This window comes from Streptococcus sp. BS35b (assembly GCF_000286475.1).
In the GTDB taxonomy this organism is placed as follows: Bacteria; Bacillota; Bacilli; order Lactobacillales; family Streptococcaceae; genus Streptococcus; species Streptococcus oralis_W.
Genome location: NZ_ALKH01000012.1, coordinates 67,202 through 79,501, shown reverse-complemented (window position 1 = coordinate 79,501; position 12,300 = coordinate 67,202). Strand labels below are relative to the sequence as shown.

12 protein-coding genes are annotated in these 12,300 nt (G+C 42.4%); 10 read left to right on the top strand and 2 right to left on the bottom strand.

Going from position 1 to position 12,300, the window contains the following annotated elements; translation table 11 throughout:
* Positions 1 to 293 precede the first annotated feature (293 nt).
* The 5 genes from HMPREF1149_RS09565 to yaaA all read left to right on the top strand — a co-directional run bounded on the left by HMPREF1149_RS09565 (position 294) and on the right by yaaA (position 6,137).
* Complete coding sequence (locus HMPREF1149_RS09565; protein WP_000032438.1) at positions 294 to 2,990, top strand: cation-translocating P-type ATPase; 2,697 nt, start codon at positions 294 to 296, stop codon at positions 2,988 to 2,990.
* A gap of 103 nt (positions 2,991 to 3,093) precedes the next feature.
* Entirely contained in the window at positions 3,094 to 3,504 is a 411-nt protein-coding gene (locus tag HMPREF1149_RS09560) for a peptide deformylase (protein ID WP_000412247.1), read from the top strand.
* An 11-nt stretch (positions 3,505 to 3,515) separates the two neighbouring features.
* The gene (locus tag HMPREF1149_RS09555; protein ID WP_000821459.1) at positions 3,516 to 5,111 is read left to right on the top strand and encodes a hypothetical protein; all 1,596 of its coding nucleotides are present in this window, start codon (positions 3,516 to 3,518) and stop codon (positions 5,109 to 5,111) included.
* Between the two features lie 86 nt (positions 5,112 to 5,197).
* The gene (locus tag HMPREF1149_RS11465; protein WP_155991712.1) at positions 5,198 to 5,329 is read left to right on the top strand and encodes a DUF3953 domain-containing protein; all 132 of its coding nucleotides are present in this window, start codon (positions 5,198 to 5,200) and stop codon (positions 5,327 to 5,329) included.
* Between the two features lie 79 nt (positions 5,330 to 5,408).
* Positions 5,409 to 6,137: a peroxide stress protein YaaA gene (gene yaaA, locus HMPREF1149_RS09550; RefSeq protein ID WP_000697806.1), complete on the top strand. Its 729-nt coding sequence runs from the start codon at positions 5,409 to 5,411 to the stop codon at positions 6,135 to 6,137.
* A gap of 31 nt (positions 6,138 to 6,168) precedes the next feature.
* On the opposite strand, the gene HMPREF1149_RS09545 is transcribed toward yaaA, so the two are convergent.
* Together HMPREF1149_RS09545 and HMPREF1149_RS09540 are read right to left on the bottom strand one after the other, a co-directional pair.
* Positions 6,169 to 6,717, bottom strand: a complete 549-nt coding sequence (locus tag HMPREF1149_RS09545) for an NADPH-dependent FMN reductase (RefSeq protein WP_000039636.1) — start codon at positions 6,715 to 6,717, stop codon at positions 6,169 to 6,171.
* Positions 6,718 to 6,808: 91 nt separating this feature from the next.
* Complete coding sequence (locus HMPREF1149_RS09540; protein ID WP_000816320.1) at positions 6,809 to 7,255, bottom strand: MarR family winged helix-turn-helix transcriptional regulator; 447 nt, start codon at positions 7,253 to 7,255, stop codon at positions 6,809 to 6,811.
* A 118-nt stretch (positions 7,256 to 7,373) separates the two neighbouring features.
* Between HMPREF1149_RS09540 and HMPREF1149_RS09535 the strand changes: the two genes are divergently transcribed.
* The 5 genes from HMPREF1149_RS09535 to rpsF all read left to right on the top strand — a co-directional run bounded on the left by HMPREF1149_RS09535 (position 7,374) and on the right by rpsF (position 12,291).
* The gene (locus HMPREF1149_RS09535; protein WP_000776861.1) at positions 7,374 to 7,850 is read left to right on the top strand and encodes a cell wall elongation regulator TseB-like domain-containing protein; all 477 of its coding nucleotides are present in this window, start codon (positions 7,374 to 7,376) and stop codon (positions 7,848 to 7,850) included.
* A gap of 9 nt (positions 7,851 to 7,859) precedes the next feature.
* Positions 7,860 to 9,038: a pyridoxal phosphate-dependent aminotransferase gene (locus HMPREF1149_RS09530; protein WP_000777446.1), complete on the top strand. Its 1,179-nt coding sequence runs from the start codon at positions 7,860 to 7,862 to the stop codon at positions 9,036 to 9,038.
* Positions 9,039 to 9,190: 152 nt separating this feature from the next.
* Positions 9,191 to 10,534 carry an asparagine--tRNA ligase gene (asnS, locus tag HMPREF1149_RS09525; protein ID WP_000167170.1) on the top strand — a complete coding sequence of 448 codons (1,344 nt, stop codon included), beginning with the start codon at positions 9,191 to 9,193 and terminating at the stop codon, positions 10,532 to 10,534.
* Positions 10,535 to 10,659: 125 nt separating this feature from the next.
* Positions 10,660 to 11,865: an MFS transporter gene (locus HMPREF1149_RS09520; RefSeq protein WP_000476801.1), complete on the top strand. Its 1,206-nt coding sequence runs from the start codon at positions 10,660 to 10,662 to the stop codon at positions 11,863 to 11,865.
* A 135-nt stretch (positions 11,866 to 12,000) separates the two neighbouring features.
* On the top strand, positions 12,001 to 12,291 hold the full coding sequence (rpsF, locus tag HMPREF1149_RS09515) for a 30S ribosomal protein S6 (protein ID WP_001151776.1): 291 nt from the start codon (positions 12,001 to 12,003) through the stop codon (positions 12,289 to 12,291).
* Positions 12,292 to 12,300: the final 9 nt, after the last annotated feature.

The following is a 12,300-nucleotide window of genomic DNA, read 5'->3' as shown; positions in this document are numbered from 1 at the left end:
AGTATAAGTAATATTCTTTCATTATACTGGTTTTTGCGGGAAAATTCAAATTTAGTCCACCTTCACCGAATTTTAATGATTGAAAACTTTTCAAAATTTGGTATAATAGTACTACTCAAGGGAGTAGCTGGCAGAAACCTGTGATAGTGTCGTCATTCCGAATTGTGTACTGCAAAGTATACCTTCCGGCCCTATCTTAAACAGCGAGACTTGTTATGATTAACAAGTCTCTTTTTGTTTGTCATAAAACAAAAAGAGAACTTGTTTTGCACACAATGTCAAGGAGGAGACGCATGTCAAAAGAACAAAAACGCCAAGCGTTTTATACTCAAAGTCCTGAAGAGGTCTTGAAGTCAGTTGAAGCAACTGAGCAAGGCCTTTCGTCAAGCGAAGCGCAAAAACGCCAAGCTGAATATGGACGCAATGAACTGGAAGAGGGTGAGAAAAAATCTCTCTTGGTTAAATTCATTGAACAGTTTAAGGATTTGATGATTATCATCCTAATTGCTGCAGCTATCTTATCAGTCATAACTTCTGGTGGGGAAGATATCGCAGATGCCATCATTATCCTAGCCGTGGTTATCATCAACGCTGCCTTTGGTGTTTACCAAGAAGGAAAAGCAGAAGAAGCCATCGAGGCCCTCAAGTCTATGTCCAGTCCAGCTGCTCGCGTTATTCGTGATGGGCACATGGCAGAGATTGATTCCAAAGAATTGGTGCCAGGAGATATCGTTGCCCTTGAAGCTGGTGATGTGGTACCAGCAGACCTACGTTTGCTAGAAGCCAACTCTCTTAAAATCGAAGAAGCGGCTTTGACAGGTGAGTCTGTTCCAGTTGAAAAAGACTTGACAGTCGAGCTTGCTGCAGATGCTGGTATTGGTGACCGTGTCAATATGGCCTTCCAAAACTCAAACGTGACTTATGGTCGTGGTCTTGGTGTTGTTGTCAATACAGGTATGTATACTGAAGTGGGGCATATCGCTGGCATGCTCCAAGATGCTGATGAGACGGATACACCTCTTAAACAAAACTTGAACAACCTTTCTAAGGTCTTAACCTATGCAATTTTGGTTATTGCCCTTGTTACTTTTGTAGTTGGAGTCTTCATCCAAGGCAAAGATCCACTTGGTGAGTTGATGACCTCTGTTGCGCTTGCTGTTGCAGCCATCCCAGAAGGACTTCCTGCTATCGTGACCATCGTTCTTGCCCTTGGTACTCAAGTTTTGGCAAAACGAAACTCTATCGTTCGTAAGTTGCCAGCAGTTGAAACGCTTGGTTCGACTGAGATCATCGCTTCTGATAAGACTGGTACACTTACTATGAACAAGATGACAGTCGAAAAAGTCTTCTATGATGCAGTCCTACATGACTCTGCTGATGACATTGAACTTGGCTTGGACATGCCACTACTTCGTTCAGTTGTCTTGGCTAATGATACCAAGATTGATGCTGAGGGAAACTTGATCGGGGATCCAACGGAAACAGCCTTCATCCAGTATGCCTTGGACAAGGGCTACGATGTTAAAGGGTTCTTAGAGAAATATCCTCGTGTAGCTGAATTGCCGTTTGACTCAGATCGTAAACTCATGTCAACGGTTCATCCATTGCCAGATGGTCGTTTCCTCGTAGCAGTCAAAGGGGCTCCAGATCAACTTTTGAAACGTTGTGTTGCTCGTGACAAGGCTGGAGATGTTGCTCCGATCGATGAGAAAGTCACTGAATTAATCCATACAAACAACTCTGACATGGCTCACCAAGCTTTGCGTGTCCTTGCAGGTGCTTATAAGATTGTAGACAGCATTCCAGAAAACCTCATTTCTGAAGAGCTTGAAAACAACTTGATCTTTACTGGTTTGATTGGGATGATTGACCCTGAACGTGCCGAAGCAGCAGAAGCCGTTCGTGTGGCTAAGGAAGCAGGAATCCGTCCAATCATGATCACTGGTGACCACCAAGACACAGCAGAAGCGATTGCCAAACGTCTGGGAATCATTGATGAAAAAGATACGGCGGACCATGTTCTGACAGGTGCGGAATTGAACGAACTTTCAGATGAAGAATTTGAAAAAGTCGTTGGTCAATACTCTGTTTACGCGCGTGTATCTCCAGAACACAAGGTTCGTATCGTGAAGGCTTGGCAAAACCAAGGTAAGGTCGTTGCCATGACAGGTGACGGTGTTAATGATGCGCCAGCTCTGAAAACAGCCGACATTGGTATCGGTATGGGAATCACTGGTACAGAGGTTTCTAAGGGTGCATCAGACATGATTCTTGCAGATGATAACTTTGCGACCATCATTGTCGCAGTTGAAGAAGGACGTAAGGTCTTCTCAAACATTCAAAAGACTATTCAGTACTTGCTTTCTGCCAATACGGCTGAAGTATTAACCATCTTCTTATCAACCTTGTTTGGTTGGGATGTCTTACAGCCAGTTCATCTCTTGTGGATTAACTTGGTAACCGATACCTTCCCAGCTATCGCTCTTGGTGTTGAACCTGCTGAGCCAGGTGTTATGACCCACAAACCACGTGGACGCAAATCAAGCTTCTTCTCAGGTGGGGTCATGAGTTCTATCATCTACCAAGGTCTCCTTCAAGGTGCCCTCGTCTTGACTGTTTATGGTCTTGCTCTTGCCTATCCAGTCCATGTAGGAGACAACCAAGCCATTCACGCGGATGCCCTCACTATGGCCTTTGCAACACTTGGCTTGATTCAGCTCTTCCATGCCTACAACGTCAAGTCTGTTTACCAATCCATCTTGACAGTCGGACCATTCAAGTCTAAGACTTTCAACTGGTCAATCTTGGTTTCATTTATTTTACTAGCATCAACTATTGTTATCGACCCATTAGAAAGCATCTTCCACGTAACCAAACTAGACTTATCACAATGGGGAATCGTTATGGGCGGAAGCTTCTCAATGATACTCATTGTCGAAATCGTTAAGTTTGTTCAACGCAAGCTTGGTTTTGATAAGAACGCGATTTAAAAAGAAAGTCATCTTCGGATGGCTTTTTTTGCATTTGAGGAGAATAGTTAGGAGTTATCCACTTTTATGCTATAATAAAGTAAAATGGCAAGGAGCGAAAGAAATGGAAAAGAAAATTGTCCGAGATGTCTTATTCCTGTCGCAAGTTTCGAAAGCTGCAAGTCAGGAAGACCTTTATCTGGTTAGAGATTTACAGGATACCCTGCTAGCCAATCGCGAGACCTGTGTTGGTCTGGCGGCAAATATGATTGGGGTGCAGAAGCGGGTGATTATCTTTAATCTTGGCTTGGTTCCCATAGTTATGTTTAACCCCATTCTCCTTTCCTCTGAAGATCCTTACGAGACAGAGGAAGGTTGTTTGTCCTTGACTGGGGTACGGCCAACGACTCGCTATGAAACGATTACGGTTTCCTATCGCGATAGCAAGTGGCAGGAACAGACCATTACGTTAACAGGCTTTCCAGCTCAGATCTGCCAACATGAACTGGATCATTTGGAAGGACGGATTATTTAGGAGGAACTCAGATGAAACGTATACTTTTTGAACTTGTTTTTATCGCAACGACTTGGTATATCTTTTTACCACCCTTCAATCTTACCAGCTGGGAATTTATCTTTTTCCTATGTGGACATTTGGTGGTGATGGGGATTTTGTTTAGTTTTCGAAGGGATACCAATCCTTTCAAGACCGTTCACGTACGTCATGGCAAGGTTGCCAACGAACTCAATCTAGAAGGGCTTCATTTTAATAAATTAGGTGGAGGATTGTTGCTGGCTGCAGGTCTTATCTTTGCCCTTGCTGGTCTGGTAAGCCTAGTAACCTCTAGCTTTTTCCAAGCAAAAAATTATGCTAATGTGGTGTCCATCACAGAAAAAGACTTTAAAGATTTTCCTAAGAGTGATACCAGTAAGGTTCCAATCCTAGATCGGAGCACTGCAGAAAAGATTGGTGACCGTTACCTAGGCTCTCTGACGGATAAGGTATCCCAGTACGTAGCAGCAGATACCTATACTCAGCTGACGGTTGATGGCAAACCCTATCGGGTGACACCTTTGGAGTATGCCGACCCGATCAAATGGTTTAATAATCAGTCCAAGGGGATTGGCGAGTATATCAAGGTTGATATGGTGACAGGAAATGCGGAATTGGTAGATTTAAAAACACCGATGAAGTATTCAGACTCCGAGTATTTTAATCGTGATGTCAAACGTCATCTTCGAATCAAGTACCCAACCAAGATTTTTAAAACGCCCTCCTTTGAGGTGGATGATGAAGGCAATCCCTTCTATGTAGCAACCGTTTATCAAAAACAGTTTGGTCTAGGAGTTCCTCGCCCTTCGTCTGTTATTATCTTAGACGCCACCAATGGAGAAACCAAGGAATACAGCTTGGATGAGGTGCCAGAATGGGTGGACCGTGTCTATCCGGCCGAAGAAACCATCGAGCAAATCAACTACAACGGCAAGTATAAAGACGGCTTCTGGAATGCCTTAATTTCTAAGAAAAACGTTACCCAAACGACTGAGGGCTATAACTATCTTTCTATCGGGAATGACATTTATCTCTATACAGGGGTGACTTCAGCCAATGCTGACGAAAGTAATCTAGGATTTATCCTTGAAAATATGCGCACAGGTGAAATCACCAAGTACAATCTGGCTTCAGCAACCGAAGAATCAGCCCGTGCTTCCGCAGAAGGAGCAGTGCAAGAGAAGGCCTACAAGGCCACCTTCCCTATTCTTGTCAATCTCAATGACAAACCACTCTATATCATGGGCTTGAAGGACAATGCAGGCTTGGTCAAGGAGTATGCATTGGTCGATGCCGTGGAGTACCAAAACGTCATCGTAGCAACTACGGTAGATGAACTCCTCAGCAAGTATGCCAATAAAAACGACCTCGACCTGGATAATGAAACGGTAGAAAGTATCAAGGGAGTGGTTTCAGACCTTAAATCAGCTGTCATCAAGGGGGATACCGTCTACTTCTTTAAAGTTGATGGTAAGATATACAAGGTCAAGGCTTCCGTGTCAGACGACCTTCCTTACCTCGAAAATGGCCAATCCTTTGAAGGTCAAGTTGGAAAAGATAATTATCTCAAGACCTTTAAAGTACAATAATACTCTTCGAAAATCAAATTCAAACTACGTCAGCGTCGCCTTGCCGTACTCAAGTACAGCCTGCGGCTAGCTTCCTAGTTTGCTCTTTGATTTTCATTGAGTATAAAAATAGGTTTTCTCAGTTCAAGGAGAAAAAAGATAAATTCTTATCTATCTTAACAAGCTTAGCTGGCACATCCCTTGTTGTCGTAGCTATCTGGTTAGGATGGCCAAAATAAACAGACAAACCTCGGTGTGAACCGAGGTTTGTAAGATGAAATTCTTGGTCGTGATTGAAAAATATGCTACACTAACAATATGAAAATTTTAATCCCAACAGCAAAAGAAATGAACACAAACTATCCTTGTATCGAAGCGCTCCCCTTGAGGGAAGAAAGTCAGGCAGTCCTTGACTCACTTGCGCATTACTCAGCTAGTGAATTAGAGACTTTTTATAAGGTATCTGCCGAGAAAGCAGAAGAAGAGTACGCTCATATTCAAGATTTAAAAGATCACAGGGCTAAACATTATCCAGCTTTGAAACTATTCGATGGTCTCATGTATCGTCACATCAAACGAGATGGGTTAACCGAGGCTGAACAAACCTATCTTGAAAATCATGTCCTGATTACCTCGGCTTTATACGGTGTTGTCCCCGCCTTGTCGCCCATGGCTCCCCACCGTTTGGACTTTTTGATGAAGTTAAAAGTAGCTGGTAAGACTTTAAAGACTCATTGGAAGTCAGCCTATGATGGGGCGCTAGAGGATGAGGATTTGATATTTTCACTCCTATCATCAGAGTTTGAAACCGTATTTTCTAAGGATATTAGAGAAAAGATGGTGACTTTCAAATTTATGGAGGGCAAGGATGGTCAGCTGAAGATTCACTCAACCATTTCAAAAAAAGCCCGTGGCGCCTTTTTGACAGCCTTGATAGAAGGGCAAGTTCAAACAGTCGAACAAACTCGTAAGCTCCGCTTCGCCGGCTTTGAATACCGACCTGATTTATCAAGTGACTTAGAACTCGTCTTTGTGAAACAAGCATAAAACCAGCTCGAATGAGCTGGTTTTTGCTGGATTAGTTGATGGCTGCAAGAAGGTTGTCAGCTTGTTTTTCAAGTGATGAAGCAGTTGCTTCTTCTAACACCAATTTTCCGTCTGCCCAAGCAGAGTCATTGACACGAGCGGCAGTAAAGTCACCAACGACTTGTGTACGGATAAATGGCAAGAGGTCTTTATAAATAGCAAAGAGTTGATCGTGACCGGCATTGGCTACAGATGAGACAGTAACAAACTTGTCTTGGAGGGCAGAAGCACTACGTGTATCAGACAAGTCAAGGGCACGAGAGAGCCAGTCAAGCAAGTTTTTTACTGTTCCAGGGATAGAGAAGTTGTAGACTGGAGAGAAGATCCAGATAGCATCCGCAGCAAGGACTGCTTCACGAGCAGCAGCTACAGCTGGATGAGTTGGAACTTCCAAATCTTGGCTGAAGAGAGGAACAGCTGAGTAATCAAGATAGCTAACTTCTGCTTTTCCAGCAAGTGCTTTTTCAGCTTCGAGGGCCATTTGGTGGTTGAAAGAACCTTGGCGTAGTGAACCGACGATAAATAATACTTTTTTAGACATGATGTGTCTCCTTTAGTTTAAAATTCAAAGAGCGAACTCTTTTGTTACCATCTATGTTACAACAAATGATACTAATTAGCAATAATTTTGCTCACAAATTTTTAAATTTTTTTAAAATGCGGATTAAGTCTTCCTTTTCGCCATCTTCCAAGATGCTGAGTGCTTCTACGATAGAATCGATATGGTCAGGAAGAACCTCTTCGATTTTTCTGCGTCCTGCAGGTGTTAATTTCAGGAAAAAAGAGCGACGATCCTTGGGGTCGCAAGTTCTAGAAATCCATCCATCTCGAACCATATTTCGAATGACAACAGTCATGTTTCCAGAAGTGGCTAGCATTTTTTCAATCAAATCCTGAATGCGTAGTTCCCCCTTGCTATAGAGGGTTTCCAAAACTGAAAATTGAGTGGGTGTTAGCCTATGTTCTTTAGCGGCTTTGGCTTCATATGGTTTAAAGGTTCGTATGGCTTTATTGAGGACGATAGCTGTTTTTAAGTCTAGTTGATTATCGGAAATTTTCTCTTTTAAGTATTGTTTCATAAGGTTATTTTATCAATAATGAGAGAGAAAAACAAGAACTTATATTTTATAGGAAAAGAATCTTAGAATGTTCCTGTCTTCACTTGTAATAAAAGAGGAGAGATGGTAAAATAGACGAGTGAAACTAAGACAGAAAAAAGCAAAAAACAAGCTACTTTTACAGTATGGAATCGGCATTTCTCTGGTACTACTAGTCATGACGACTTCCTTCCTTTATCTGATATCACTCAGCATGAAACCCTATCAAGATGCTAGGGTTGAAGGAGAAAAACTGGCCAAGCAGTATGCAGAATTGGAAAAGGCAGATCAGGTTGATTTTTATAATGGACTAGAAGGTTATTACAGCGTTTTAGGACATAATAAAAAGCAAGAGGCCATTGCCGTACTGATTGAAAAGAATGACCACAAGATTTATGTTTATCAGCTTGATAAGGGGATTTCTCAAGACAAGGCAGCAACGATTTCGAGGGGAAAAGGCGCTAGCGACATTGACAAGATTACCTTTGGTCGTTATCAGGACAAGCCGATTTGGGAAGTTAAGTCAGGAAACCAGTACTATCTGGTTGACTTTGAAACAGGAGCAGTGATCCAATAAGGAGGGCATATGAAACTATCCAAACGTGTACTAGAAATGGAAGAAAGCGTCACTCTAGCTAGTGATGCAAGAGCCAAAGCATTAAAAGCTCAGGGAAAGGATGTTCTTTTCTTAACCTTGGGACAGCCTGATTTTCATACTCCTGAAAACATTCAGGATGCAGCGGTAGAAGCGATTCGAGATGGACGAGCTTCCTTTTATACAGTTGCTTCAGGCCTACCAGAGTTAAAAGCGGCGGTTAATACCTATTTTGAACGCTATTATGGGTATTCTGTTGCAGCCAACGAGGTTACCTTTGCCACTGGTGCTAAGTTCTCTCTCTACACCTTCTTTATGGCTGTGGTCAATCCAGGTGATGAGGTCATCATTCCTACACCATACTGGGTCAGCTATGGAGACCAGGTCAAGATGGCAGAAGGTGTGCCAGTCTTTGTCCAGGCCAAGGAAGACAATCACTTTAAAGTAACAGTAGAGCAGCTAGAAGCAGCACGAACAGATAAGACCAAGGTCTTGGTTCTCAATTCACCATCGAATCCGACTGGTATGATATACTCTCGTGAGGAACTCTTGGCTATCGGAAATTGGGCTGTTGCGCATGATGTCCTTATCCTAGCAGATGATATTTATGGCCGTTTGGTTTATAACGGGAACGAATTTGTTCCAATCTCTAGTCTGTCAGAAGCCATTCGCAAGCAAACCATCGTGATTAACGGTGTATCTAAGGCATATGCTATGACTGGTTGGCGGGTAGGTTATGCTGTGGGAAATCCTGAGATTATCGCTGCCATGAGCAAACTAACAGGACAAACGACCTCAAATCTGACAGCAGTATCCCAATATGCAACGATTGAGGCGCTGACTGGACCGCAAGACTCTGTTGAAACCATGCGCCAAGCATTTGAGGAACGTTTGAATACCATTTATCCTCTCTTGTGCCAAGTCCCAGGTTTTGAAGTTGTCAAGCCCCAAGGAGCCTTCTATCTCTTCCCAAATGTAAAAAAAGCGATGGAGATGAAGGGGTATACCGATGTGACAGAGTTTACAACGGCTATTCTCGAAGAAGTCGGACTGGCCTTGATTACAGGAGCTGGATTTGGAGCACCAGAAAATGTTCGTCTCAGCTATGCCACAGACTTGGATACTTTGAAAGAAGCTATTCGCCGTTTGCATCAATTTATGGAAAAATAAAACTTAGAATCTTCGCCTTTTTAGCGAAGATTTTTTGTAACGAAAATCTCGCGATTTTTCTCTAGTAGAACCTAGCTATCGCAGTCTATTTATGGTAAAATAGTGGGTAATGATGTCTTCGGACAAGTTAAACGAAAAAAGGAAGATAGATTATGACAAAACGTGTAACAATTATCGAAGTAAAAGACTACGTTGGTCAAGAAGTGACCATCGGAGCCTGGGTTGCCAACAAATCAGGAAAAGGGAAAATTGCTTTTTTGCAATTGCGTGACGGAACAGCCTTTTTCCAAGGAGTCGCCTTCAAACCAAACTTCATTGAAAAATTTGGTGAAGAGGTAGGCCTTGAAAAATTTGAAACAATCAAACACTTGAGCCAAGAAACCTCTGTTTATGTGACAGGGATTGTCAAAGAAGACGAACGTTCTAAGTTTGGCTATGAACTCGATATTACAGATATCGAAGTGATCGGTGAATCTCAAGACTACCCAATCACACCAAAAGAACACGGAACAGACTTCTTGATGGACAACCGTCACTTGTGGCTCCGTTCTCGTAAGCAAGTGGCTGTTATGCAAATCCGTAATGCAATCATCTATGCAACTTATGAGTTCTTTGATAAGAACGGATTCATGAAGTTTGATAGCCCAATTCTTTCAGGAAATGCGGCAGAAGACTCAACAGAACTCTTTGAAACAGACTACTTTGGAACACCAGCCTACTTGAGCCAATCAGGTCAGCTTTACCTAGAAGCAGGTGCTATGGCTCTTGGCCGTGTCTTTGACTTTGGTCCAGTATTCCGTGCTGAAAAATCAAAAACACGCCGTCACTTGACTGAGTTCTGGATGATGGATGCTGAGTACTCCTACTTGACACACGATGAATCACTTGACTTGCAAGAAGCTTACGTAAAAGCCCTTCTTCAAGGTGTACTTGACCGTGCTCCCCAAGCCTTGGAAACTTTGGAACGTGATACAGATCTTTTGAAACGCTACATTGCAGAGCCATTCAAACGCATCACTTACGATCAAGCCATTGACCTCTTGCAAGAGCATGAGAATGATGAAGACGCTGACTATGAGCATTTGGAGCATGGAGATGACTTTGGTTCACCACACGAAACTTGGATTTCAAACCACTTTGGTGTACCAACCTTTGTCATGAACTACCCAGCAGCCATCAAGGCCTTCTACATGAAACCAGTTCCTGGAAATCCAGAGCGCGTGCTTTGTGCAGACTTGCTTGCACCAGAAGGCTATGGAGAAATCATCGGTGGTTCTATGCGTGAGGAAGACTATGATGCCCTTGTCGCTAAGATGGAAGAACTTGGCATGGATCGTACAGAATACGAATTCTACCTTGACCTTCGTAAATACGGTACAGTGCCACATGGTGGATTTGGTATCGGTATTGAACGTATGGTAACCTTCGCAGCTGGAACCAAACACATCCGTGAAGCCATTCCATTCCCACGTATGTTGCATCGTATCAAACCATAAAACAAATCAAAACGCCCTAGGGGCGTTTTTTCAAAGTAGAAGAAAGAAGAGGTGGAGAACATGTAAAGCACAGCTTAACAAGTGACAAACACAAAGATACAAATACACTTGTTAAAGGAGAAACTATGTTTAAACGAAATTACCGGAAGAATATCGGTCTCATGGCTGGTGTGGAATTTTTTGCCTTTCTGGGCATTACCAGCTTTTGGATTCTATTTCTCAGTCAAAATGGGATGTCACTTTGGCAGATTGGCTTATTGGAAAGTATTTTTCATGCCACCAGTGTCATCTGTGAAATTCCCTCTGGAATGTTAGCTGACCGCTATTCCTATAAAACCAATCTATATTTAAGTCGAATAGCTGGGATTGCCTCGTCTATTCTCATGTTAGCAGGGCAAGGTAATTTTTGGATTTACGCACTTGCTATGGTGGTGAGTGCCTTGTCTTATAATTTTGATTCGGGGACGAGTGCAGCCATGGTTTATGATTCGGCTGTGGAAGCCGGATTAAAAGAGCGCTACTTATCTATCTCCAGTTTTATGTCAGGAGTCGCAGAAGGGACTCGGTCTTTGGGGACCGTTTTAGCGGGATTTTTTGTCCATGGTCAATTGCACTTGACCTACTATATCATGATTGTTACTTCTATAATCGTTCTTTTCCTAACTTGGATGCTAAAAGAGCCTAGTGTTAAAGCGCAAAAATCTGAGCCCTTGACGATGAAAAAAATAATCTGGACTGTCAAAGAGGAGTTGCGGAGAAACCCCAGTCTTTTTAGTTGGATGATTCTTTCCCAAATCATCGGGACACTGATGTGCATGTTTTATTTTTACTATCAAAATCAACTTCCTGACTTAGAAGGGTGGCAGATTTCGATGGTCATGTTGATGGGCAGTATTTTGAATATCTGGGCAGTTTATCTAGCAAGTAAGATTGGAAAGAAGTATTCAGCCTTAAAACTCTTTCCCATTCTTGTACTCTTGACGGGAGGAACTTATTTGCTTTCCTACTTCGGAACGCCGCTGATTTACATTTTGATTTATTGGCTCAGTAACGCCTTATATGCCCTCTTTCAGCCGATTTTTGATAATGATTTACAAAAGCGACTCCCAAGCGAGGTACGGGCAACCATGCTAAGTGTCTACTCTATGATGTTCAGCCTAAGTATGATCATCATTTTTCCTCTGACGGGATGGTTGATTGACTATCTAGGATTTGTAGTATCCTTCCTTTACTTAGGGCTCGTTTTAGTGCTAGCCAGCTTTTTGCTATTTTTCATTTTGAAAGAGATGGCCAGAGCTTTGGAACTCAAAGAGGATGTTATTTCTAAGTAATAAAGTTATTTTTTCACTTTTATCTTTTTTACTTGCTATCTATCAGTTTTTCTAGTATAATGGTTTATTGTGAGCGAACCTCACTTACCCCTTGCAAAGACTGGGGGTCATTAGACCAAAAGGAGGAACATATCAATGGCTAAATACGAAATTCTTTATATCATTCGTCCAAACATTGAAGAAGAAGCGAAAAACGCTTTGGTAGCACGTTTTGACTCTATCTTGACTGACAACGGTGCAACTGTTGTTGAATCAAAAGATTGGGAAAAACGTCGTCTTGCATACGAAATCCAAGATTTCCGTGAAGGACTTTACCACATCGTTAACGTTGAAGCAAACGATGACGTAGCTCTTAAAGAGTTTGACCGTCTTTCAAAAATCAACGCTGACATTCTTCGTCACATGATCGTCAAACTTGGCGCGTAAGAAGGTAGA

What these genes read in the sequence shown, in the direction of transcription:
- HMPREF1149_RS09565 (WP_000032438.1), top strand. Translation starts at nt 294, where the DNA reads ATGTCAAAAGAACAAAAACGCCAAGCGTTTTATACTCAAAGTCCTGAA.
- HMPREF1149_RS09545 (WP_000039636.1), bottom strand. Translation starts at nt 6,717, where the DNA reads ATGTCTAAAAAAGTATTATTTATCGTCGGTTCACTACGCCAAGGTTCT.
- HMPREF1149_RS09520 (WP_000476801.1), top strand. Translation starts at nt 10,660, where the DNA reads ATGTTTAAACGAAATTACCGGAAGAATATCGGTCTCATGGCTGGTGTG.
- HMPREF1149_RS09530 (WP_000777446.1), top strand. Translation starts at nt 7,860, where the DNA reads ATGAAACTATCCAAACGTGTACTAGAAATGGAAGAAAGCGTCACTCTA.
- asnS (WP_000167170.1), top strand. Translation starts at nt 9,191, where the DNA reads ATGACAAAACGTGTAACAATTATCGAAGTAAAAGACTACGTTGGTCAA.
- rpsF (WP_001151776.1), top strand. Translation starts at nt 12,001, where the DNA reads ATGGCTAAATACGAAATTCTTTATATCATTCGTCCAAACATTGAAGAA.
- HMPREF1149_RS09560 (WP_000412247.1), top strand. Translation starts at nt 3,094, where the DNA reads ATGGAAAAGAAAATTGTCCGAGATGTCTTATTCCTGTCGCAAGTTTCG.
- HMPREF1149_RS09540 (WP_000816320.1), bottom strand. Translation starts at nt 7,255, where the DNA reads ATGAAACAATACTTAAAAGAGAAAATTTCCGATAATCAACTAGACTTA.
- HMPREF1149_RS09555 (WP_000821459.1), top strand. Translation starts at nt 3,516, where the DNA reads ATGAAACGTATACTTTTTGAACTTGTTTTTATCGCAACGACTTGGTAT.
- yaaA (WP_000697806.1), top strand. Translation starts at nt 5,409, where the DNA reads ATGAAAATTTTAATCCCAACAGCAAAAGAAATGAACACAAACTATCCT.